This is a genomic window from Kitasatospora sp. NPDC001261 (assembly GCF_042896795.1).
GTDB lineage: Bacteria > Actinomycetota > Actinomycetes > Streptomycetales > Streptomycetaceae > Kitasatospora.
Genome location: NZ_JBIAXP010000025.1, coordinates 143,207 through 165,387 on the forward strand (window position 1 = coordinate 143,207; position 22,181 = coordinate 165,387).

Here is a 22,181-nt window from a genome sequence, read left to right on the forward strand (position 1 = left end):
CAGGGCAGTGCCTAGTGTCCTGCCGATCATGCTGTGCTGGTCGGCACGGATGAGATATCGATCGCGAGGTAGCCCGAGTCAGTTCCTGCGATGAGCAGCCCGCGGTGCTCCGTCAGCGTGTGAACCGGGTCTGCCAGGAGCAGCGTGTGTGCGGTCCTGGCGTGCAGGTTCCAGATCCGCACCATCTGGTCATCACTGCCGATGGCGAGGCGGGGGGTGCCGTCCGGGGCGGTGAACACCGCCAACGCCGTCGCCCAGCCACGGTGGCCGGCGAGGGGCTCGCCGTCCTGGGCGCCCGAGGCGGGGTTCCAGATCCGCACCATCCGGTCGCCGCCGACGGTGGCGAGGCGGGGGGTGCCGTCCGGGGCGGCGAACACCGCCAACGCCATCACCCCGCCACGGTGGCCGGCGAGGGGCTCGCCGTCCTGGGCGCCGGTGGCCGGATTCCAGATCCGCACCAGCCGGTCGCTCTCGGCGACGGTGGCGAGGCGGGGGGTGCGATCCGGGGCGGCGAACACCGCCAACGCCATCACCCCGCCACGGTGGCCGGCGAGGAGCTCGCCGTCCTGGGCGCCGGTGGCCGGATTCCAGATCCGCACCATCCGGTCGCCCTCGGCGCCGCTGGCGAGGCGGGGGGTGCCATCCGGGGCGGCGAACACCGCCAACGCCATCACCCCGCCACGGTGGCCGGTAAGGGACTCGCCGTCCTGGGTGTCGGTGGCGGGGTTCCAGATCCGCACCGTCTGGTCGTTGCCGGCGGTGGCGAGGCGGGGGGTGCCGTCCGGGGCGGCGAACACCGCCAACGCCCTCACCCTGCTGGTGTGGCCGGTGAGGGGTGGGCGGTCCTGGGTGTCGATGGCGGGGTTCCAGATCCGCACCGTCTGGTCGTTGCCGGCGGTGGCGAGGCGGGGGGTGCCGTCCGGGGCGGCGAACACCGCCAACGCCCTCACCCTGCTGGTGTGGCCGGTGAGGGGTGGGCGGTCCTGGGTGTCGATGGCGGGGTTCCAGATCCGCACCGTCTGGTCGTTGCCGGCGGTGGCGAGGCGGGGGGTGCCGTCCGGGGCGGCGAACACCGCCAACGCCATTACCCAACCGCGGTGGCCGGTGAGGGGTGGGCGGTCCTGGGTGTCGGTGGCCGGATTCCAGATCCGCACCATCCGGTCGTTGCTGCCGGTGGCGAGGCGGGGGGTGCCGTCCGGGGCGGAGAACACCGCCAACGCCGTCACCCAGTGTTTGTGGCTGGCGAGTTGGAGGTGAAGCTGCCGTTGAAGGACGGCACCGCCGACCAGTGTGGGGGGCCATGTCGTGGGGCTGTGGGCGTGGGTTTCGGCAGGGGGTGGGGTGCCTTGGATGTAGGTGGTGCCGAGTCGGCGCCACCACCGGCGCCACCCGATCGTGTCCTGGTCGTGCCGGGCGGAGTCGGACTCGTGGATGTGGTTCTGGAAGAGGACGGTTCCGGCGATGGCGGGCGGCACCTCGTTCGGGGGCAGACCGCGGTGGAGGGCGGTGGCGGTGATGCCGGTGATGTCGAGGGTGTCGAGGACGTCGGGGTGGTCGGCGAGCGCCTGGAGGGCTCCGGCGGTGTGGCCCAGCCGTGCATGGGTAATGAGGTGGTGGCGGATGTAGGGGCTGACGTCCTCGGGCCGCGGGACGGCGGTGCCGCTGGAAGCCCGGGTGGCGAGGCCGTGGCGGGCCTGCTGGACCAGGGCGGTGGTGATGGCGGCATGGGCGGCAGGGCCGTCGGGGGCCGCGGTGAAGTGCTCGGTGAAGGTGCGGTGAGCGAGGCGGTAGACGCTCTGGCCGTGTTCCTGGTCGAGGGCGAGGTAGGGCGCGGCATCGCGGACCAGCCCGGGGATGCCGGTGCCGGTGTGGCCCGCGCCGCCGGGTGTGAGGGCGTCGGCGGTGCGGGCCCAGATGCCGTCCTGGTCGGGCAGGCCTCGGCCCTGGGCGAGGCCGAGGGCGCGTAGCAGGGGGGTGTAGTGGGGGGCAGCGCGGTGGAGGCGTTCCAGGGCGTGGGTGAAGAGCTGGCGGTGGGTGCGGCCGGTCAGCGGGGTGGGGTCGGCCAGGAGGGCGGGGTCGGCCAGGAGTTCGTGGGCGGCGAGGCGGACGTAGAGGAACTGCTGCGGCTCGGTGCCGTCCTGCTGCTGGTCGGTGACGAGTCGGCGGACGGCGGCCTCGATGGTCGCCTCGTCGGTGTCCAGGGTGCGCTGTTGCCGTGCGGCGTGGAGTTTGGCGCGCAGGTACCCGGCGAGGGCGTCCTGGTTCTGCGTCACTTCGACGTACTTCAGACCGGTCCCGTGAGAGCGGGGTCGGAGGGCGTCGAGGATATCGGTGTCGTCGGGGGCTGGCCGGTCGAGGCCTTCCTTGGTGGAGCTACGGGTGCCGATGACGATCCGGACCCGGGGGAGGTCGGCGAGGTGGCGCAGGAGGGTGTCGGCGAGGGCGAGGGGCTGTTCGGCCTCGTCGAGGGCGTCGAAGAGCAGCGTCAGTGGTGCGTGCCGGTCGCGGAGGCGTCCGAGGAGCCGGGCGACGAGGTCGGAGGGTGGCTGGCCGTCGGCCGCTTGCCGGGCGAGGTCGGGCAGGCCGGCTGCCTGGGCGACGAGTTGGACGGTGTGGGTGAGGGTGAGGCCGGAGAGGTGGACGGTGAGGTCGAACGGGTCGTCCGGGCAGGGGACTTCGGGTGGCAGGGGCGTCAGGTGGCCGTGCCGGATCAGGACGTCTCGCAGCTGGGGGTTGGTGTGGTGGAGGATGTGGCCGAGGAGGGCTGATTTGCCGGAGCCGGCGGGGCCGGTGACGACGAGGGAGCCGCTTGCGGTGGTGGTGAGCCAGCGGAGGATCGTGTCGCGTTCCTCGGTGCGGCCGTGGAAGTACCAGGCGAGTTCGCCGAGTTCGGCACCGGATGCCTTGGGGAGGAAGTGGCGCTGTTCGTCGGCGGACAGGCGGTCGATGACGGCCTGGAGTTCGGCGATCTGGTCCAGGGGCGCGGAGACGGCGGAGGCGACGTCGGGGAGTGTGCGGACCAGTCGGTCGCGGTGGTCGTCGACGTTGATGGCGCGGTAGCCGCGGAGTTCGCGGGCGAGCTGGCTGCCGAGTTCGGCGAGGCCGATGGTCTTCTGTCCGAGGAAGGTGATGGTCAGGGCATGTTCCAGGGCCCGGGTGAAGTCGCCGAGTTCGGCGTGGCCCTCGGCGGCGGTGGACAGCAGCAGGAACCGGTCGGCGTCGCCATACTCGTTGATGAGGGTGCCGTGCACTTTGCGGGCGAAGTCCTTGGAGAAGCAGGCGTCCAGGACGACGACGGCCCAGCTGTCCTCCGCGTCGGGGTGCAGTCGCCGGCGGCCGATGGCACGGGCGACGTCCTCCGGGTGGACGCCGTCGTCGATGGGGGCCGGGGTGCGGTGGTGGGCGAGGTGTTCGGCGCTGCCGTGGCCGACCCAGTAGAGCACCGTGTTGCCGCGGTGGGAGGCGGTGAGGCGTTTCCAGTCGCCGAGCCGGTCCTCGACCGCCTGCCGGTCCCGTTCCTTCTCCGGGGCCGCCCAGTGGTTGACGTGCAGCCCGTAGGGGGCGAGCAGGTCGGCGATCGCCCGCACGTGCTGCTCGGTGTCGAGTTCCACGTGGTTCCGGTAGGCGGTGAAGTTGACCGGGAACAGCTCGACGCCCCCGTCCTCGGGGACCGGTCCGGCCGTCGTGTGGCCTGGGTCGGCGGGAGGCGGAGGGGGCGGGGTGTCCGCGTGGGGAGTGGTCATGGGCGGATCTCTGGGGTCAGGCGTCGGGCGGGGCGACCAGGACGAGCTGGGTCAGGGGCGCGTGCCGGCCGGTGTCCAGGGTGACCCGGTACAGGTCCGGGGCGTCCGCGGTGAACCGCGCCGACAGGGCCCCGTCCGTGCGGTCCGGGTCGCGGCGCAGGGTCAGGGGGTGGCCGGGGCGGCCGGTGGTCGCCGAGCGCACGCTCAGGCTCGACCCGGCCGGGGTGTCGAGGCCGGTGACGGTGAGGGTGAGCGGCTGTCCGAGCGTCCCGCCGAGGTGGGGGGTCTCCAGGCCCGGCCCGTCGCCGGTGCCGTCGCCGAGGTCGGTGCCCTGCGGGCGCTCCAGCGCGATGCGGCGGATCTGCCGCAGGACCTCGTCATGGGACATCAGCGTGCCGTGCTGGCCGAACACGTAGTGGACGGCCTCGGTGCCGGCCCGGGCGGAGGGCATGTGGACGGTGCCGTCACCGGAGGCGTCGCGGCGGGCGGGGATGCCGGTGGCCGGATCGCGGACGAGTTCGCCGTCGTCGCCGACGTCGAAGGCGTGGTGGCGGCCCGCGACGACCGAGAGGCCGGCGTGCTGTTCCTCCAGGGTCTGCACGGTCGGCTGGGCCTCGCCGACGACCGCCCGGTGCCCCGGCAGCACGAACCCGCTCCCACGGTGGCGTGCGCGCTCGGCCAGGGAACGGGCGGCCAGGTCCCGGTCGCCGCCGAACCGGGCGACATCACCCGCGGTGAGGCGCTCCACCTCCAGACCCCGGTCCAGGCAGCGGTAGCCGGGCAGCAGGTCGTGGACACCGGGCAGGGTCGCCGCCATCGCCTGCACTCGCCGCACCAGCCGGCCCGGTTCGGCCTCGGCGTGCAGAGCGTTGAGCGCCAGGACGGACTTCGCCGAGCCCAGGAACGGCGTCCCGACGGTGACCACCGCCCGGGTGTCGGCCGCGAGTTCCACGTCCTGCTCCAGCGCGGCCCGCACCACCAGCCCGCCCATCGAGTGCGCCACGAACACCAGCCGCGGCCGCGCCGCGCCGGCCGCCCGCCACCCGGGCACCGCCGCCACCCGCTCCCGCCACGACTCCAGGTGCGCACGGGCCCTCCGGGCCAGCAGCGCGCCGTTGTAGGCGACCGCCAGCCGCCAGTCGTAGGGGAACGGCTCCACCGCCTCCGGCGCCAGCGTGACCTTCCGCAGGGCCTCGACCGCCCTGCCGTAGGGGTCAAGCCCCTGGAAGACGGGCAGCCACCACGGTTTGGCGAGCAGGCCGGTCGCACGGACGCGGGTCAGCGGTGCCCTCCGGGCGGTGTCGGCATCGGCTTCCCGCTCCTGGGCGTCCGCCCGCAGGGCAGCGAACAGGGCATCGCCGCTCAGCGCGTCGGTGAGCGTCGCCAGGTTGACACCCCAGAGCGGGCGGCCCGTCCTGTCGTCCTCAAGGACGCTGCCCATGATGCCGGGCACCACCACGCACGCGTCCCGGGTCCGGTCGCCGAACACAGGCGGTGCCCCCGTGAACGGGACCCCGCGCCCCAACCCGTCAGCCCCTGCCATCCCCATGCCGTCCGACGATAGAGCAGCGCACCCGCCCGGGTGCGGGCTTCACCGAAGAATCGCGCTGTCCGGCGTCGGCCGTTGGCAGTGCTGTGGAATGCAGGAGGTTCTGGCCGCTGCCCAGTGGGCGCGGTTCGAGTCGCTGCTGCCGGTGAGCAGCGGCCGGTACGGGATCTCCGGCGGGTGGTGAACGGGTGCTGCAGGCGGTATCCCACACGTCATTCCTGAACGGGCCGGGGCCCAGCTCCGACCAGGCGGAAGTGGCAATCTGTGCTGAACCGAGCACACACCGCCAGCGTCCCGGGAACAATGGCTGGGGCCGATCCACGAGCGATCCCAAATCCCGAGGAGCGTCGCGATGTCCGAGCGACTACGGAACGACCTACGGCAGGCGCGCCGGGACTCCGGGATGTCCTGGGCGCAGTTCTCCCAGGCAACGAGCTTCACACCGGCGTATCTGCGTAACGTGGAGAACGGGAACAGATCGTTGACCATCGACGTGGCCGCGGCCTACGACCGCGCGCTGCGAACCGACGGCAAGTTCGAGAAGGAGCTGGCCAACGCCAAGGCTGCGCCGTCCGCCGTTCCGTGGGGTCAGGACGGAGCGGCACTGACGGTCCTCGCCGACCTCGTGGACGGGAGAGCAGGCCGAGTGGATCGCCGGGGGTTCGTCAAGGCCGGTGCCGCACTGTCGGCATCAGCGGGAGGATGGGCCGGCGCTCTGGGCATCGCCCACCCCAGCGCACCCGTCGAGAGCGCGCAGAGCGCCGGGGGCACGGCTCTGTTGGTCAACATGGCCGGCCGACTCGAGCTCCTGCGCAGGTTGGACGACGAGCTCGGCAGCGGGGAGGTCCGCAGGCAGGCCTCCGGGGAACTGTCGCTCGCGGTGACCCTCCTCAAAGCCGGCCGCTACCGGGGCACCGCCGCGAACCGTCTCCTCCGGCTCGCGGGTGAAGCCGCACGGCAGGTCGCCTGGTGCACCTTCGACCAAGGCCGCCCCGGTGTTGCCCAGCGGTACTTCGACGCGTCCCTCCGCGCCTCCGCCGAAGCAGGCGACGCAACCGGGGGCGTCTACACCATCTCGTTCGCAGCCGTCCAGCTCTACTCCACCGGCCAGGCCGACCGCGCGGTGGCCCTCCTGGAGACCGCCCGCTCGCAGCTGCGGCAACACGGCACCCCCCGCATGGAGGCGATGCTGGCCGCCCGCACCGCCCGTGCGATGTCGAAGACCACTGCCAAGGCGGCAACCGGCCGCCAACTCCGCCTGGCACACGACATGCTGGACAGAGGCCCAAAGGACGACGAACCCGAGTTCCTCTACTGGGTGACCAGGTCGGAGGTGGAGATGATCGCCGGCTCGTGCGCACTCGACCTCGGCGACCCGGCCGAGGCGTTGCGCCGCTTCGAGGCCGGCATGCGGGCCCACCCCAGCGTCGACGAGGAGTTTCCCCGCAGCCATGCCATCTACCTGGCCCGCGCCGCCGAGGCCCACCTCGTCCTGAACGACCTCGATGCGGCCGTCGCCGCCGCCTGGCAGGCCACCGCTTGCCTCGGTTCCGTCGACTCCGCCCGCTCCTCCTCCCAGCTCAAGGGACTGCGGGTCAAACTCGCCCCGCACGCCGCCTACCGGCCCATCGCGGACTTCCTACAGGCCGCTGCCGGGTAGGTGCAGCAGCTCGCGCAGACGCCGGGCCACCACGTCCTCGTCCAACCCGAGCAACGGCGTGAACCCGAGCCCGGCGGCGGCCTCAAGGTTCGACTCACTGTCGTCAACGAACAGGCACTCATCCGCGCCCACACCGAGCCGGTCCAACACGATCCGGAAGATCGCCGGATCCGGCTTGCGTACGCCGACGTCGGCGGAGAGCACCACCGCATCGAACGTACCGGCGAGGTCGAATCCGGAGTACGGGTCGAACGGCTGGCGGCCGAGCGAGTTCGACAGTACCGCCGTCCTGATCCCGGCTGCACGCGCCTGACGAGCAACGCGGAGCACCGGGTAGGCGGGGAAGGCGTCGTGGAGGTACCGCGCCATCAAGCCGGCAGGCTCGACGCCGATCAGGCCGCCGAACCTCGAGTTCCACTCCTCCTGGGTGATCTGGCCGAGCTCGAGCCGACGGAACAGCTCCTGTCCCTCCGGGGAAGCCCACCCGCGAAGGAACGTCCCGCGGACGATCTTCTCCCGATCCTCGAACGCCTGGATCACCTCGACCATGTTGAAAGTCAGGACACCGAAGAAGTCGAATACCACCGCGCCGAACCTGGTCGCCGGAGATGTCGTCATCCCGGCAGCCTAGGCCGCCCGCCAGGCTCCGGGAACAAGCCCCCGTCAAACCCACGCAACGACTCGCCAACTCTGCGGCCAGTAAGTGTTGCTGACGCCTTGGCCGGGTGACTGCGAAACCTCCAGTCGATGCCCTCGAGGGTTGCGCGCGCGGGACTCGACCTGGTCGCGCTCATTGTCCACGGTGAACTTCGGCCACGGGCGCCCGGCGCGCGGGCCGCCGCCGAAGGTGCGGAACAGCTAGTAGTGCCTTGTCACGCGCTGCGCAGGGCTTGGGCAGGTCGGGTGTTCGGCGTTGCCGGTGTGAATCCGGACGAACTAACAGCGTTACACGATGAGTTGGAGGAGTTCGCGGCGGAGATACTCGCTCCGCTGCAGCGCTCGGACCAGCAGGACAAGGACTTGAGCCATCCGCGTGGTCTGTTGCTGGACGGACGGCACAAGTCGATGCAGCCGATGGCTGAGCGCCTCGGCATCGACCACCAGCGCCTGCAGCAGTTCATCACCACCTCGACCTGGCCCCTGGACGAGGTCCGCGCCCGTATCGCCTGCCGGGCCGTGCAGACGCTGAAACCGGCTGCCTGGGTGATCCACGAGACCGGGTCCCGAAGGACGGCACGAGCTCGCCCGGGGTGGCCCGCCGGTACTCCGGGACACTCGGCCAGGTCGGGAACTGCCAGATCATACGGGCCGCCAGCCGGGCGGCGGCCCCAGCTTAAGGAAGACGGCACCCTGCCCACGTGCTGGCTGCCAATGGCCCGCCCACCTGGCCGAGCCTTCCCACTACTGGGTGTCCGACCTTCCCGCCGACACCGGTCGAGGATGTCGTCCGCCTGGCCAAGATCCGCTGGCGGATCGAGCACGACTACCGCGAGCTGAAGACTCCCCTGGGCCTGGACCACTTCGACGGACGCTCGTGGGCCGGCCGGCACCGCCACGTCACCCTCGTCACCGCCACCCACCTCTTCGTGACCCTGGTCCGGATTCGCCCAAAAGTGCCTGCTCGGGCATGACCCCCTACCAGGCCGTCAGAGCCCTCCAACAGCTCCTGGCGACCTGGAACGGCATATGCCCGACCTGCCACCAAACGATATCCAGGCCAATGCCAGCCCCGACCTGACAAAGCACTACTAGCCTTGAGCGATGAACCTGAGCCTTGCGTACCGGACCGCCGAATCGCTGCTCGCGGACATCCCCCTGCGGTGGGCGCACTCCCGTCAGGTATTCGAGCAGGCCCGGCTCCTCGGCCCGACGCTCGGGGGCGACGAGGAGCTGGTGCGTGTCGCCGCGGTTCTTCACGATGTCGGGTACGCGCCCTCGGCGGTCAACACCGGCCAGCACATGATCGACGGCGCCCGGTACCTGCGTCGGATCGGTGTCGATGCCGAGGTCTGCTCGCTCGTCGCCTACCACTCGTCCTCGGAGTGGGAAGCGGCCGAACTGGGACTGTCGGCCGCGCTCGCGGAGTTTCGCCGGCCGCCGTCGGACCTGCTGGACGCGATCACGTACTGCGATCTCACGAGCGGACCCGACGGCACCGTGGTCGACCCGGTGTCCCGGCTCGACGAGGTCCTTCACCGGTACGGCACCGGCCACGTCGTCCACCGTGCCGTCTCCGCGGCTCGCCCGGCGCTGCTGGCCATGGTCGACCGGGTCGCGAAGCGGCTGGCCGAGTCCGCCAGCGCCTGAGTCAGCCGAGGTGTGGGGCCGGCTCGTTCCGGAAGCCGTGGTCGAGGCGGAGCCTGGTCGTCGGGGCGATGTCCATCCCTTCGAGTTCCGCTCGCGGAACCCAGCGGACCTCGAAGGACTCGGAGCTGGCCGTGAGGCGGCCGCCGACCGGCCGCGCCCGGAAGCACAGGGAGAACTCCTGGCGCACTTCCCCGTCGGAGAACTCGATCACGTGCCCGGGGTCGCTGTACGTGCCGACGAGGCCGGTGATCTCGACCTCGATACCGGTCTCCTCCCGTACCTCGCGCGCGACGGCCCCTGGAAGGTTCTCGCCGATCTCCAGGACCCCGCCGGGCATGCCCCAGCGGCCGTTGTCGGAGCGCCGCTCCAACAGGAGATCGCCGCGCTCGTTCACCACGAACGCGGTGACGGCGGGCACGATTCGCTGGGCTTTCGGGGCCTTCGGATCGTCGAAGTAGTCGGTCCGGCTCACGATTCCTGCCTCGGTAGCGGAACAGCACCGGCCCAGACCTTCTCGAAGCTCTGCCGGTAGGTCGAGACCAGCTGGGCGCCGACGACGCGGCGCAGGTGGAGTACCGGGGTTAGCGGTGCGCTCACCCCGTAGATCTGGGTGTTCACCAGCATCTCGTCGTCGAACCAGTACAAGGAGTTGTGCAGCGTGGACCGGTGCGTCCGGAACTCGATGCCGGGCGTTCCGTAGAGCGGCCGGTAGAGCTTGATGACCTCGCGCACCTTGTACGCGACGCCCTCGCCGAGTTCCTCCTCCTCGCCCCGTCGCGCGACCTCCGTACTCTCCGGGTCACCGAGCAGCAGACGGACCCGGACGCCCGCCCGAGCCCGTTCGGCGAGCGCCCGGTGCCAGCGCGGGTTCTCGGCGAGATGGACGCCGGCATGGACGAGCACGCCGATGTCGGCAGCCGAGCGCTGGGCGAACTGCAACCACAACTCCGGTGGCACGGAGGAGCGGTGGGGGTATACATGGACGATCTCGGCGTCGGCCTCGTCCAGGCGCCGGGTCTCCGACTTCGCGTCCGGCCAGAGGTAGTCCTCGTCGGTCTGCAGCTTGGCCGCCGCCGCCTGGCGATGCCGCCTGTACGGTTCACGGCTCTTGAGGATCCAGCGCTCCACCGTCTTGGCATCGACTCCGCAGTGCTCCGCCAGTTCCCGCTCGGTGACCCCGCGGACGACCAGCGCGGACCGAAGGCGTTCGTTCGCCATGGCACCCCCGGATGGGACGTCTTGGGACGTATTGAGACTCCAGGAGAATACCGAGGACGTCCCAAGACGTCCAGCTCAGGCCTGATCATGTCCCCCTCCCCACCGGCATTCTGAGTCTCCGCCGGTTCGACCGGATCGAATCGGCCGGCTCGAATCCACCCGCTCATCTGCGGAGACTCGCCATGATCCCGTGCATCCTCAGCGCCGTCGTCAGCGACCTGATCGGCACCGCCGGCGTCCTCGCCGACATCCACGTCAGCCCCAAGGGGCTCGCTCTGACGGAGGCGGCGTGAACGCGACCGCCGACGCCAACAGCACCGAGGCGCCTCGACGGCCCCTGCCGCTGCCCGGCCTCCTCTCGGCCGTCCACATCCTCGACCCCCACACCCCCGGCATCGCGGGCCTGGCCTCCTACCTGGCCCGGAGGCACGCTCGGGTGACGGTCTCGCCGCCGCGCCCCGATTCCCGCCCCGACCTGCTCCAAAGGCTCGAACGGTGCGGTGTCGGCCTTCGGGCGGCCACTCCCGGGACGGCCTCGCTGATCTGGGGCGGGGACAACACCGTGGTGCACGAGGTCCTGGACCACGCCGTCGGGCGAGGCCTTCCGATACTGGGCTACGGGCGGGCCGTCGAGCTGCTGGCCGCCACGGCGCCGACCACGGTCGCCGTCGCCGGCAGCCACTCGACCACCATGGCCGCCGCCGCGCTCACCTGCGCGCTCGTCAGCCGCGACCCCGGGTGGATCCTCGCCGAGGCACCCAAAGGGGACTCCGCCGGCTACGACGGCGGCGGAGAGCTCCTGGTGGTGGACCTGTGCCCGGACAGCTCCGGCCACGACGCCTCGCCGCCCAGTTGGCGCTTCCGCTCCCTGGGTGAAGGCCTCACCCCTGCCGTGACGCTGGTCACCGCCGCGGACACCGCACCGCCGAGCTGGTGGAACCAGCAGGAGGCGCTGGACCAGATGGAGGCCCTCGCCCGACGGAGCGAGGCGGTGGTGCTGTGGGCCGCCCAGCCCGGCTGCCTGGAGCTCGCGGACCGGCTGCGCCGACGCCGGGGCCCGAGCGTGGTGACCGTCGGCCGCGGCGCCGACATGGACGTGCAGGTCCTCGGGAGCTTCTGGACCGGTGAGGAGCACCGCGTCACCGTCCAGGCCGGCGGCGAGCGTCACACCTTCACCGTGCCGGTCGCGGGGACGAACTCCGCCATGGCCGTGGCAACGGCCTGGGCCGCGGGCTGGGCGCTCGGTGTCCCCGGCCACGAACTCGTCGACGGGCTCGGCGCGTTCGCCGGCGTCGAGAGGTCGCTGACCCGGCTCGGCACGAGCTGTGGAATCGACGTCGTGGAATCCATCGCCGTGCACCCGAGGGAGATCGAGGCCGACCTCCTGGGCGCGCGGATGCTCACCGAGGGTGCGGTGGTGGCCGTGTACGAGCCCTCCGGGCATCTGCGGTCGAACACGCTCGCCGGCCTGATCGCCGACGCCCTGACGGCCGCCGACCGGACGGTGCTGCTGCCCGTCCACTCGACGTTCCCCCGTCACCACAACCGCGTCGACGGCGGCGAGAGCATCCTCACCGCCAGTCCCGCGGGCACGGTGATCCGCTACGAGCCCGGCCTGGACCAGCCGGGCCCCGAGTCGCTGGTCGCCTCCCTCGTCCGACGGGGCGACCTGGTCCTGACCATCGGCCCCCACGCCGCCCGACGGATCGGGCCCTCGCTGCTGGCCGCCCTCGACCGGTCGTAGCCTCCCCTCCTCCCCCGCTTCTGCTGGAGATCCGCCATGCCCACCTCCCGCCCCGTCAAGCCCGACCTGTCCGAGGCCGACGTCCTCCTCCTGCAACAGCTGGCCCGCGGCGCCCTGTACGGGGCGATCAGCCGGGCCACCGGGATCGAGCGGGCCAGGGTCGGTACTGCCGCCCTCACTCTGCTGCCGAAGATCGGAGCGAAGTCGCGCTTCCACGCCACCGCCCTGGGCGCGGGATGGGGCCTGGTGCAGGAGGTGCACCTGATGAACCCCATCGGCAACCCGCTGTCGGCACAGCACATCGCCGTCCTCGCCGGGCTGGTGGGCGGCGAGGACGCGACCGTCACCGCCGAGCGCCTGGGCCTGGCCGTGAACACGGTGAAGACCTACACCCAGACCGTCCTGAGGACGCTCGGGGCCCGGTCGCGGGAGCAGGCGAGCGCCGCGGCCGTTCTCGGCGACCTGGTACCGCTGCGGGCACTCGGCGTCGGTTGGCCGGCCGTGAAGCTCAGCAGGCTTCGGCAGCGGGCGAAGGCGTGCTGATGCGTACGGAAGTGGCGTCCACGGCGCCGGCCGCGCAGTTCGTCGCGGTGTTGGACAGGGTCGGTCTCGGGATGACGAACGCGGCGATCGGCACGGCCATGGATCTGAGTGTCGACACCGTCAAGTACCACCTGCGCCAGGCGTACGACCGGTTGGGGACGGCGAACCGGGTCCAGGCCTTCGCCTGGGCGTGGCAGTCCGGCCTGCTCACGCGTTCGGCCCCGACGGGTGCTCCGCCGGCCCTCACGGACGAGCAGACGCTGATCCTGCGGATCTGGGCGGCGGGCGGGAACCGCCTCGACGTCGCCCGCGCGCTGGAGGTCCGGGAGCGCGCGGCGGAGCTCTACGAGGACGCCGTGCTGGACGTCTTCGGCACGCGCAAGCGCGTTGTCGCCGTCCGCCGAGCACTGGAACACCAGCTGATCGCCCCGGCCGGGGACACCCTGGCCGGGCTCACCACACCCACGGCGGCCGATTCGGGCCAGGGCCGCGCCAGGCACCACCGGACGAAGGGAGCTGCCGGTGCGTCCGGACCCGTAGCGACGACCCCGGCAGAGCTCTGCCACCGTTCCGATCCGGTGGAGCGCGCCGTCGCGATGCTCCGGTCCACGCGCGGTCTGGTCGTACACCTCGGCGCGCTGGCCGCCCTTCCGGAAGTGCCGTCGCTGGCGGAGGTTCTGGCCGGGGCCGCGCCTCGCGGGGCCGCGCCGACCGTCGTCCGGCTGGTGCACCAGGCGCTGGCCCTCGGTGTCCCGTGCGCTCTGGTGCTTCCTGCCGTGGCGGTCGATCCGGACCGTGCCGTCGGAGTGGTCGGTCTGAGAGCGGCCTGGTCCTGCGCCGTACGCCAGGGCGCGCACAACGGCACCGCCGCCTACGTGGCCGCCGCCCACCGCCTCGGTGCACCGGCCGACGACCTCCTGCTCGCGTGCACCGCCGATCAAGTACCCGTGGCCGGGGAAGCCGGCTTTCGCCGGGTCCTGGCGACCACGAGCTTCGTTCCGAGGACGGAGCCACGACGTGCCCCTGTGCCCGAGCTGAACGGGCTGGAGCGGCGGATCGCCGAACTCGCCGCCGAGGGGCTGACCATCGCCGAGATCAGCGGCCGGGTCCACACCGGGGAGTACCTGGTCCGACACCGCCTGGCCGACCTGCGCCGACGCGCCGGCGCCGTGGACGACGCACACCTGGCCGTCCGCCTGATCACGACGGAGCTGATCGGCACCGAGCGGCTGCGCGCCGGGCTGCCCGACCGCGTGCCCGAGCTGGATCAGGCGGGGCGAGCCGTGCTCACGCTGATCTGCACCGGGACGATGAGCGAGGCCGGGGCGAACGCCGCCGGACTGAGCCTGCGCGAGGCCCGCACCGTCGAGGCCAGGGTCGTCCGTGCGCTCTCGTGGCGCGGCAGCCGCACCCACGCCGCCGCCGTCGCCCTCGTCACCGGCCTCGTCACCCTGCCTCCAACACCTCTATGGGTTGGCTGATCCGGACCGCCTCCATCGCTGAGAGCCTCCCGATCTGGGCGGCTTCCGGCCAGTGATCCCGGTGGGGTGCCGCTCCGCACCCTGAACGGCACCCCACCCCCACTGCCTCACGCTCTCGCTCCGGGCGTCTGCCCACCAGTCAAGGGATGTGGTCCGCCGTGTTCATCGCCGTCCGACCGCCGAGCTGGAGCTCAGGCCGCTATCTCGGCTCGCAGCCGTTCCAGGGCACCGCCCGCCCGCTCCTTGACTTCGGGCAGACGGCGGCCGGCCCGGACGGCGCGCTGGAGCTGGTGCGGCAGACGGTGGAGGGCCGCCCCGTCGACCGCGGCGCTGAGCTGTTGCGCCGCGCCGATCGGGTCTCCCTTCCGCAGCAGCACCTCGCCGGCGGTGATCGCCGCGATGATCCGCCACTGGGCAGTCGCTCCGAGTCCGGCGGCCGGTGCCCGGTCCAGCTGCCGGACCGCTTCGGCGACCCGGCCGGTGCCCATGAGGCCACGAAGGCGGACCTCGTGGAGGGTGAACTCGGAGAACAGGGCGGTGGGTGCCACGTCGTGCAGAAGCCGGCAGCCGTCGTCGATCGCGGCGTCGAAGACGGCGGCGTTCCCGGCGGCTCCGGCGGCGCGGGCGAGCAGGACGACGGCCTCGGCTCGTTCCGTGGCGGTGCGGGCGGTATCACGGGCCTGGCCGAGCCGGTCCAATGCGCGAAGGTGCAGGCCGGACTTGCGCAGTTCGTTGCCGTGGTGGCGCAGCGCGTGGGCGTGCAGCGCCGGATCGCCGACCCGTCGGGCGACGCTGAGTCCCTTGCCGGTCCAGCGGGCCGCGGTGGCGAGGCGCTCCTCGGGCAGCACGTGTCCCAGTGCGACGCCGAGGCCGACCCGGGCCCTGGCGAGCAGGCGCAGGGTGTCGAGGTCGGCATGGCCGTCCGCGGTACGGGCCTCCAGTCGGGCGACCAGTGGCCACAGCTCGGCGACCGCGGTGGTGGCCTGGCCGGCCTGGCGGGCGATCTCGGCCAGGCGCAGCACAGAGTCGGCGAGCTGGATCACGAGTTGGTGGTCCGCGTCGGTGTCGTCGGTGATGCCGAGGCAGTGCGGCGGGAGGCCCAGGCGTTCGGCGATGTGACGCAGGGCGGCGATGTCGGTGACGGTGCGCGAGCCGGTCTCGATGCGGGAGACGTAGCTGGTGGAGTAGCCGAGGAGGTCCGCGAGTTCCTGTTGCGGCAGGCCGTGGAGTTCGCGGTAGAGCTGGAGGATCTCGGGCAGGGCTCGGCGGCGCAGGATGTCCTGGGCTCTGGGCGTGGTCCAGTGCCAACGGATGCCACCGTGGGGGTCGATCCCGGCCACGGGTCAGGCCTGGCCGTGCAGTTCGTACCAGCGGGTGATGGAGTCCTTGTAGCCCTGCGGCATGACCAGGCCGGACACCTCGTCTCGGTGGAAAAGGCCGGCTTCCTTGTGCTCGTGACTCACGACCGGGGGTCGGTGTGCGTCGGTGGCGGTGCACCCGTAGGTGACGATGAAGACCTTGCGACCGGGAATCGGCTCGTACATCCACACGTCGAGCAGCGGGCCGGCGGCCGCCGTCCAGCCGCTCTCCTCCTGGATCTCCGTGACCACCCGCCGCTCGGGCGTCTCCGTCCCCTCCAGCTTCCCGCCTGGCAGCTCCCACTCCTGGCGCTCGTTCTTCAGCAGCAGTACCCGTTGCCGCGGGTCGAGCACGACGCCCTTGACGGAGATCGGGAACGTCGTTGGCACGTAAGGCTGTTCGGTCTGTCCTGGCATCGCTTCTTCCGGGGCGCTCAGGTGGTCACGGGCCCGTCGAAGGTAGCAGTCGCGCGGCTGGGCGGTGCCCCGCTGCCCGGTGATCCCGCTTTGACAATCTGTCACTTCCCATCCGGGCGATGGGGCGTGAAGAGTGTGTCGCCTCCCACCCACTCGGTCCCACGAGGGAGATCCACCATGCCGTCTTCCGACACCAACGGCACCAACGGCGAGGAGTTCACCGCACGCCTGCTGGACGGAGCAGCCCGCGAGCGCGCCGGAGCACTGCTGCGCGAGCACGGGATGCTGCGGCTCGCCAGGCTGGGCGGGCGCGACGACGTGCTCCTCGCCGCCGGCCGGGTGATGTCCTCGCTGTGGAAGCACCGGGACGCCGACCCGGACGGGTTGACCGTCATCCGCGACACCGGGCGCCACGACGGACGACCGGGATTCGCCGGCCTCGGGCGTGGTGCCCTGGCCCTGCACACCGAGTGCGCGCAGCACCCGGATCCGCCCCGACTGCTTCTCCTGGCGTGCGCGCGGGCCGGTGCCGTCGGCGGCGAGAGCCTGCTGGTGGACGGCCAGGCCGTCCTGGCCGAGCTGGCCGCGTACCGCCCGGCCGTCATCGAGGTGCTCTCCACGGAACGATCCGCCTACTTCGGGGGATCAAACGGTCTGTTCGCCCCGGTTCTTCAGCAACTGCCCGGCGGCCGCTGGCGGTTGCGGCTGAGGCAGGACGACCTCGCCCGCTTCTCACCCGACGCCGAGGCGCACCTGCCCGCCCTGCGCCAGGCCATCGACCGGAACACCCGCCGGCTGCGCCTCGCCCCCGGACAGGGCGTCGTGCTGGACAACCACCGCCTGCTGCACGGCCGCACCGCCTTCACGGGCGAGCGGCTGATACTGCGCGCACTGGGCGAACCGCACCCCGCACTCGGCCTCCGGTCGGGCTTCCCCGCGCCATGGTCCATCGCAGGCCGCGCGGCTCAGCCGGCCCTCGACACCCGACACTGCCACCCCACCGCCTCCTGGTGACGCGGGGCGCGTCCCGCGTCCCGGCTCCAGGACCCACAAGGGAAACCCTCAAGGAGGAGCCATCATGGCTCAGAAGATCACGGCCGAGTCCACGGCCACCGCGCCCGACGCCGTCGGCGACGAGTTCGACCTCGACGTCCGCACCGTCGAGACCACCGACACGGCCAGCCTGCAGGTCCTCACCGACGACGGCTGCGGCAGCACCTGCGGCGCCTGCACCACCGGCCTGCACTGACCCGACCGGCCGGTGCCCTGGGCGACGACGTCCCCGGGCACCGGCCGCCACCGCCATCTCATCCTGTCTCCGACTGCGAGGTTCGCGGCCATGCGCCCTCCCACTTCCTCGGTTCCCTACCGCGCCGCCGGCGTGGCGCTCGTGCGCGCCGTCGCCCGCCCCGATCTGCGGGTTCCCGCGTGGCCGGACCTTGACGGCGACGGCCCCTCGGCAACGGGCCGCCGCACGCGATGGTTGCGCGCGGTGTGGGCGGACCAGCAACTCGCCCAGGCCCTCGCAGTGGCCAGCCCGGTCCTCGCCCGTCGCGTCGCCCAGTTGACCGCCACCCCGTCGCCCGAGCCACGGGACGTACGGCGTGCCGCTCTCTCCACCGCCCGCTATCTGGCTCGCGCAACCGGCCGTCCCACCCCGTTCGGCTACTTCGCCGGCGTGCAGGCAGCGTCGTTCGGCCCGACCTGCGAACTGCGTTGGGGCCACGAGCACCACGTGGTCACCCGCCCCTCGGCCGCCCGGCTCGCCCGGGCGATCGGGCACCTCGAGCGCTGTCCCACCCTGCTGGCCCGTCTGGACGTGACGGCGAACTCCACCGTCCAGGTACGCGGTGATCGTCTCGTCGTCCCCCACCGGCCGCTCGACCGCCCGGACGGCGGCACGGCTGCGGCCGAGACGACCCTGCGCCACACCCGTCCCGTCTCCTTCGCCCTCGCCGCCGCCCGCCGACCGATTCGCTTCCAGGAGCTGGCCGACAAGGTCCAGGCCGAGTTCCCCACCACGACCGTCGAGCAGATCACCGGCCTCCTGTCCGAACTCGTCGCCCAGCAAGCGCTCATCACGAACCTTCACAGGCCGGCGACCGACACCGACCCGGTCTGTCGCCTCCTGGTCACCCTGGAGAACGCAGGCGCCGACGAGATCGCCGAAGCGACCGAGCCCCTGGCGGACCTACGCGCCGCTGCTGCCCCTGGGCACGGCATTCTCTCGTCGGCCGTGGACTTGCGGCTGGACGCCGACCTCGTCCTCCCGCACGCCGTGGCCGACGAGGCCGCACGCGCAGCCCACCTGCTCGCCCGACTCAGCCCCGCTCCCAACGGCACCGCGGCCTGGCGGGCCTACCACCAGCGGTTCTACGAGCGCTACGGCCGCGGCACGCTGGTTCCGCTGCTCGACGTGGTGGCGGACAGCGGGATCGGCTGGCCCGACGGCTACCCCGGCGCCCGGCCCGCCGAGAAGCCGCGCTTCGACAAGCGCGACGAGGCCCTGGCCTCCCTCGCCCAGCGGGCCGCTCTCGACAACGCTCGCGAGACCGTCCTCGACGAGGCACTGCTGGCCACTCTCGACCGGGGCCCGGACGCACCCCGCCTGCCTCCGCACCTGGAGATCGTCGCCCGCGTCCACGCCCTCAGCCAGGAAGCGGTCGAGAAGGGCGAGTTCCGGCTGGAGGTGGTCTCGGCGTCCCGGGCCGCCGGCGTCTCGGTCGGCCGCTTCCTCCACTTCCTCGAACCCGGGCAACGGGCGGTGTTCACCGATCTGCTGAGGAACCTGCCGACGATGGACGAGCACGCCGTCACCGCGCAGCTCTCGTTCCGGCCGCTGGACGCGGGGACCGGACACGTCGCCCGCAGCGTGGCGACCGGCCAGCTGGTGATCAGTCTCGCCGAGCACCGCCGCGCCGCCGACGGCGTCCTCTGCCCCGAAGACCTGGCGGTGGGCTGCGACGGACGGCGCATGTACCTGACAGCACCGGAGCTCGGTGTGCGAATCGAGGCCGCCCCCACCCACGCCCTCAACCTTCACCACCACACCCCACCGCTCGCCCGGCTGATAACCGAACTGTCCCGCGCCCAGACGGCGCAGGTCACCCGGTTCGACTGGGGCGCTCTCCACGCGCTACCGTTCCGGCCCCGATTGCGGCACCGGCGCGTCATCCTCTCCCCCGCTGCCTGGCGGCTCACCGCCGCCGAACTCCCCGCCGACGACGTCCCGCAGCGACTGTGGGACGGAGCCCTCGCCTCGTGGGCGGAGCTGCGTCGCGTCCCGCGGCACGTGATGCTGGCCGCCGACAGCCAGGGCCTGCCCCTTGACCTCGACCGCCCCGGCCACCGCGTCCTGCTGCGTGACCGCCTGCGCTCCGTCCGGCACGCGGTCCTCGTCGAGGAACCCGACCCGGCCGACCTCGGCTGGGCCGGCGGACGGGCTCACGAGATCGTGGTCCCCGTCACCGCCACCCACGCCCCGGCCTGGCCGTGCCTGCCCAAGCCCACCCCTGCCCGCGTCCTGAAGCGGGGCCACGGCGACGCCCCCGGCACCTCCCGCGTGCTCCTCGCCTCCCTCTACGGCGACCTGGAACGCCAGAACACCGTCCTCGCCCGGCACCTGCCCGACCTCCTGAAGCGACTCGGGCACCCGGAGTGGTGGTTCGTGCGCTTCCGTGACCCGCGCCAGCACCTGCGGTTGCGCGTCGCCCTGCCCGACCCAAGCGACTTCGGCTCCAGCGCCAGCGTGATCAGCACCTGGACCGCCGAACTCCACCAGGCCGGGCTGCTGTCCGAGGTCGTGTACCCGACCTCGTACACGGAGACCGGACGCTGGGGCGAGGGCCCGGCATGGGCCGCGGCGGAAGAGGTGTTCCGCGCCGACTCCGCCGCCGTCCTCACCCAACTGTCCCAGCCCGCAGGGCCCGGTCGGCAGGCGCTGCTCGCCGCCCACGCGGTCGCCGTGGCCACCGGGTTCACCGGTTCCGCCGCCGCCGGGCTGCGCTGGCTCGTCGACAACGTCCCCGCCCAGGCGCCGGCCCCCGTGCCCAGGCCGGTCTTCCGTGAAGCCGTGCGCCTGGCCGACCCGGCCCACGACTGGGCTGCGCTACGCACGGCGCCCGGCGGGGCCGCGATCGTGGATGCCTGGTCCGTACGCCACCGGGCGCTCGACTCCTACCGCTGCTTCTTCCCCGGCTCGCACACCGAAGGCGTGCAGGCGGACGACGTGCTCGGCTCCCTGCTGCACTGCGGCTTCGTCCGCGCGCACCGCATCGACTTCGACGACGAGGCCCAGGTCCTCTACCTGGCCCGCGCCGCCGCCCTCGCCCGCCTGTCGCGGGACGGTGACCGGTGACCATCCCTCACCCCTCTCTGCGATTGTCCGACCGGATCGCCGAACTCCTCGCCGACCCCGAGGCCGTAGCGTCCGCCTGGTCGTCCCGCCCGCAGTGGCGCCAGTCCCTCGCCCACGGCGCCCCCGGTATCGCCCTGCTCCACATCGAACGCGCCGCCACCGGCCGGGGCCCGTGGGAACCGGTACGCGCCTGGCTCGCGGTCGCCGCCGACGCTCCGGTCACGAGCGGAGCTGACAGCTACCTGTACTACGGTGCTCCCGCACTCGCGCACACCCTCGCCTGCGCTGCCCAGGCCCGCCCCGACTCCTACCAGCGCGCCCTCGCCCACCTCGACCAGGCCGTGGCGGCCGATGCCACCAGGCGCTGCGACGAAGCCCTCACCCGGCTCGATCGCGGCGACTTGCCGGCGCTGGCCGAGTTCGACGCGATCCGCGGACTGGCCGGCATCGGCGCCGTCCTCCTACGCCGTACCCCCGACGGCGAGACCGTCCGGCGGGTCCTCAGCTGCCTGGTCCGCCTGACCGATGACGTCGAGCACGACGGCAGGTTGCTGCCCGGCTGGTGGGCCCCGCACGGCCCCTCCGGCAGGCCCGACGAGCGGTTCCCTGGAGGGCACGCCAACAACGGCCTCGCACACGGCATCGCGGGTCCCCTCGCCCTGCTCGCCCTGGCTCTACGCCGCGGTGTGCAGGTCGACGGCCAGCGCCAGGCGATCGGCACGATCACCGCCTGGCTGGAGCGCTGGCGCGACGGCCACGCCTGGCCGTACTGGATCACCCGCGGCCAGCTGGACGCCGTCGCCCGCGGCCCGTTTCCCCCGCAGCGCCCGAGCTGGTGCTACGGCACCGCCGGCCTCGCCCGCGTCCAGCAGCTCGCCGCCCTCGCCCTCGGCGACCAACGCCTGCGCCACCAGGCCGAAACCGACCTCGCCAGCGCGCTCGCGGACCCGAAGGCGCTCGCCGCGACCACCGACCTGTCCGTCTGCCACGGCTACGCCGGGCTCGCCCACATCGCGCACCGCGCTGCCGACGACGCCCTCCCACACAACGCAGTCCGGCTGCGCTCGGCCGCCGCCCTGCTCCTCGACACCGCCCACCCGCCCCGTACCGACCCCGACACGCAGGCACGCCGGCTCCTGGCGACGGCGGGCCCCGCCTTCCTCGAAGGCGCGGCCGGCACGGCCCTCGCCCTGCTCGCCCCCGCCACCGGCGCCGCGCCTGCGACCCGCTGGGACGCCTGTCTCCTGACCGCCTGACCAAGGACCGTTTCGATGACCACCGGCTGGATCCAGCACGACCTCACCTTCGCCGACCCCGCCACCGTCGAACAGATCACCGCCCACCGCCTGGCCCCCGTCCTCACCTACGGCCAGAACTCCGGTGCGCTGAACGGCTGGTGGTACATGCGCAAAATGGGGCTGCGACTGCGCTACCGCGCCGCCGACCCCGCCCTCGTCATCACCGCGCTCCTCGACGTACTCGCCGAGGAGGGACTCCTGACGGGCTGGGCCACCGTGATCTACGAACCGGAAACCGAGGCGTTCGGCGGCCCCGACGCCATGGAGATCGCCCACCGGCTCTTCCACACCGACAGCCGGCACCTGATGGCCCGTACCGCCGAGCCCGACCCGCCCGCACTCGGCCGGACCGAGACCCTCGTCATCCTCGTCTCCGCCATGCTCCGCGCCGCCGGCCTCGACTGGTACGAACAGGGCGTGCGACACGAAGTCGCATGCAGAGAGTGGAAATCACCATGGAGGTTCGACATTGTCGAAGGTGTAGGACCCGAGCCAGTGCGCAAGGC

At 72.5% G+C, this 22,181-nt stretch carries 18 protein-coding genes and 1 pseudogene; 12 read left to right on the plus strand and 7 right to left on the minus strand.

Annotated features, from left to right (window positions below):
- Window positions 1-26: 26 nt before the first annotated feature.
- Window positions 27-3,743, minus strand: a complete 3,717-nt coding sequence (locus ACFY4B_RS30310) for an AAA family ATPase (RefSeq protein WP_387973299.1) — start codon at window positions 3,741-3,743, stop codon at window positions 27-29.
- A 16-nt stretch (window positions 3,744-3,759) separates the two neighbouring features.
- Window positions 3,760-5,184, minus strand: coding sequence for an esterase/lipase family protein (locus tag ACFY4B_RS30315; protein ID WP_387973302.1), 1,425 nt, complete (start codon window positions 5,182-5,184; stop codon window positions 3,760-3,762).
- A 460-nt stretch (window positions 5,185-5,644) separates the two neighbouring features.
- Here ACFY4B_RS30315 and ACFY4B_RS30320 point away from each other — a divergent pair, with 460 nt between their 5' ends.
- Complete coding sequence (locus ACFY4B_RS30320; protein ID WP_387973304.1) at window positions 5,645-6,952, plus strand: helix-turn-helix domain-containing protein; 1,308 nt, start codon at window positions 5,645-5,647, stop codon at window positions 6,950-6,952.
- Here ACFY4B_RS30320 and ACFY4B_RS30325 read toward each other — a convergent pair.
- On the minus strand, window positions 6,932-7,570 hold the full coding sequence (locus tag ACFY4B_RS30325; protein WP_387973307.1) for an HAD family hydrolase: 639 nt from the start codon (window positions 7,568-7,570) through the stop codon (window positions 6,932-6,934). The two genes, ACFY4B_RS30320 and ACFY4B_RS30325, sit on opposite strands and share 21 nt — an antisense overlap.
- A gap of 129 nt (window positions 7,571-7,699) precedes the next feature.
- On the opposite strand from ACFY4B_RS30325, the pseudogene ACFY4B_RS30330 reads away from it, so the two are divergent.
- The 3 genes and pseudogenes from ACFY4B_RS30330 to ACFY4B_RS30340 all read left to right on the plus strand — a co-directional run.
- Window positions 7,700-8,191: pseudogene (locus tag ACFY4B_RS30330) on the plus strand (transposase); the annotation flags it as partial.
- Window positions 8,192-8,310: 119 nt separating this feature from the next.
- The gene (locus ACFY4B_RS30335) at window positions 8,311-8,583 is read left to right on the plus strand and encodes a transposase (protein WP_387973310.1); all 273 of its coding nucleotides are present in this window, start codon (window positions 8,311-8,313) and stop codon (window positions 8,581-8,583) included.
- Between the two features lie 130 nt (window positions 8,584-8,713).
- Window positions 8,714-9,259: an HD domain-containing protein gene (locus ACFY4B_RS30340; RefSeq protein ID WP_387973312.1), complete on the plus strand. Its 546-nt coding sequence runs from the start codon at window positions 8,714-8,716 to the stop codon at window positions 9,257-9,259.
- Window position 9,260: 1 nt separating this feature from the next.
- On the opposite strand, the gene ACFY4B_RS30345 is transcribed toward ACFY4B_RS30340, so the two are convergent.
- Both ACFY4B_RS30345 and ACFY4B_RS30350 read right to left on the minus strand, forming a co-directional pair.
- Window positions 9,261-9,731, minus strand: coding sequence for an NUDIX domain-containing protein (locus ACFY4B_RS30345; RefSeq protein WP_387973315.1), 471 nt, complete (start codon window positions 9,729-9,731; stop codon window positions 9,261-9,263).
- The gene (locus ACFY4B_RS30350; protein ID WP_387973318.1) at window positions 9,728-10,477 is read right to left on the minus strand and encodes an XRE family transcriptional regulator; all 750 of its coding nucleotides are present in this window, start codon (window positions 10,475-10,477) and stop codon (window positions 9,728-9,730) included. The genes ACFY4B_RS30345 and ACFY4B_RS30350 overlap by 4 nt, the downstream gene beginning before the upstream one ends.
- Window positions 10,478-10,766: 289 nt before the next feature.
- Here ACFY4B_RS30350 and ACFY4B_RS30355 point away from each other — a divergent pair, with 289 nt between their 5' ends.
- The 3 genes from ACFY4B_RS30355 to ACFY4B_RS30365 are packed head-to-tail and all read left to right on the plus strand — an operon-like array spanning window position 10,767 to window position 14,245.
- Window positions 10,767-12,221 carry a hypothetical protein gene (locus ACFY4B_RS30355; protein ID WP_387973321.1) on the plus strand — a complete coding sequence of 485 codons (1,455 nt, stop codon included), beginning with the start codon at window positions 10,767-10,769 and terminating at the stop codon, window positions 12,219-12,221.
- 36 nt (window positions 12,222-12,257) lie between these two features.
- Window positions 12,258-12,764 carry a LuxR C-terminal-related transcriptional regulator gene (locus ACFY4B_RS30360; RefSeq protein ID WP_074003427.1) on the plus strand — a complete coding sequence of 169 codons (507 nt, stop codon included), beginning with the start codon at window positions 12,258-12,260 and terminating at the stop codon, window positions 12,762-12,764.
- Entirely contained in the window at window positions 12,764-14,245 is a 1,482-nt protein-coding gene (locus tag ACFY4B_RS30365; RefSeq protein ID WP_387973323.1) for a LuxR C-terminal-related transcriptional regulator, read from the plus strand. The genes ACFY4B_RS30360 and ACFY4B_RS30365 overlap by 1 nt, the downstream gene beginning before the upstream one ends.
- Before the next feature lie 191 nt (window positions 14,246-14,436).
- On the opposite strand, the gene ACFY4B_RS30370 is transcribed toward ACFY4B_RS30365, so the two are convergent.
- Both ACFY4B_RS30370 and ACFY4B_RS30375 read right to left on the minus strand, forming a co-directional pair.
- The gene (locus ACFY4B_RS30370; protein WP_387973326.1) at window positions 14,437-15,585 is read right to left on the minus strand and encodes a helix-turn-helix domain-containing protein; all 1,149 of its coding nucleotides are present in this window, start codon (window positions 15,583-15,585) and stop codon (window positions 14,437-14,439) included.
- A 3-nt stretch (window positions 15,586-15,588) separates the two neighbouring features.
- On the minus strand, window positions 15,589-15,993 hold the full coding sequence (locus ACFY4B_RS30375) for an NUDIX domain-containing protein (protein ID WP_387973329.1): 405 nt from the start codon (window positions 15,991-15,993) through the stop codon (window positions 15,589-15,591).
- 204 nt (window positions 15,994-16,197) lie between these two features.
- Between ACFY4B_RS30375 and ACFY4B_RS30380 the strand changes: the two genes are divergently transcribed.
- From ACFY4B_RS30380 to ACFY4B_RS30400, 5 genes are all read left to right on the plus strand, one after another.
- On the plus strand, window positions 16,198-17,034 hold the full coding sequence (locus tag ACFY4B_RS30380; RefSeq protein WP_387973332.1) for a TauD/TfdA family dioxygenase: 837 nt from the start codon (window positions 16,198-16,200) through the stop codon (window positions 17,032-17,034).
- Between the two features lie 64 nt (window positions 17,035-17,098).
- Window positions 17,099-17,269 carry an FxLD family lanthipeptide gene (locus ACFY4B_RS30385; protein WP_387973335.1) on the plus strand — a complete coding sequence of 57 codons (171 nt, stop codon included), beginning with the start codon at window positions 17,099-17,101 and terminating at the stop codon, window positions 17,267-17,269.
- 243 nt (window positions 17,270-17,512) lie between these two features.
- Window positions 17,513-20,377 (plus strand): lantibiotic dehydratase, encoded by a 2,865-nt coding sequence (locus ACFY4B_RS30390; RefSeq protein WP_387973337.1) that lies wholly within the window; start codon window positions 17,513-17,515, stop codon window positions 20,375-20,377.
- Complete coding sequence (locus tag ACFY4B_RS30395) at window positions 20,374-21,633, plus strand: lanthionine synthetase C family protein (RefSeq protein WP_387973340.1); 1,260 nt, start codon at window positions 20,374-20,376, stop codon at window positions 21,631-21,633. Before ACFY4B_RS30390 ends, ACFY4B_RS30395 begins: the two co-directional genes overlap by 4 nt.
- Before the next feature lie 15 nt (window positions 21,634-21,648).
- Window positions 21,649-22,181: thiopeptide-type bacteriocin biosynthesis protein (locus tag ACFY4B_RS30400; RefSeq protein ID WP_387973343.1), on the plus strand; the 533-nt coding region annotated here is incomplete at its 3' end.

Coding starts and splice junctions, on each gene's coding strand:
- ACFY4B_RS30310 (WP_387973299.1), bottom strand. CDS start 3,743: ATGACCACTCCCCACGCGGACACCCCGCCCCCTCCGCCTCCCGCCGAC.
- ACFY4B_RS30315 (WP_387973302.1), bottom strand. CDS start 5,184: ATGGGCAGCGTCCTTGAGGACGACAGGACGGGCCGCCCGCTCTGGGGT.
- ACFY4B_RS30320 (WP_387973304.1), top strand. CDS start 5,645: ATGTCCGAGCGACTACGGAACGACCTACGGCAGGCGCGCCGGGACTCC.
- ACFY4B_RS30325 (WP_387973307.1), bottom strand. CDS start 7,570: ATGACGACATCTCCGGCGACCAGGTTCGGCGCGGTGGTATTCGACTTC.
- ACFY4B_RS30340 (WP_387973312.1), top strand. CDS start 8,714: ATGAACCTGAGCCTTGCGTACCGGACCGCCGAATCGCTGCTCGCGGAC.
- ACFY4B_RS30350 (WP_387973318.1), bottom strand. CDS start 10,477: ATGGCGAACGAACGCCTTCGGTCCGCGCTGGTCGTCCGCGGGGTCACC.
- ACFY4B_RS30360 (WP_074003427.1), top strand. CDS start 12,258: ATGCCCACCTCCCGCCCCGTCAAGCCCGACCTGTCCGAGGCCGACGTC.
- ACFY4B_RS30365 (WP_387973323.1), top strand. CDS start 12,764: ATGCGTACGGAAGTGGCGTCCACGGCGCCGGCCGCGCAGTTCGTCGCG.
- ACFY4B_RS30380 (WP_387973332.1), top strand. CDS start 16,198: ATGCCGTCTTCCGACACCAACGGCACCAACGGCGAGGAGTTCACCGCA.
- ACFY4B_RS30385 (WP_387973335.1), top strand. CDS start 17,099: ATGGCTCAGAAGATCACGGCCGAGTCCACGGCCACCGCGCCCGACGCC.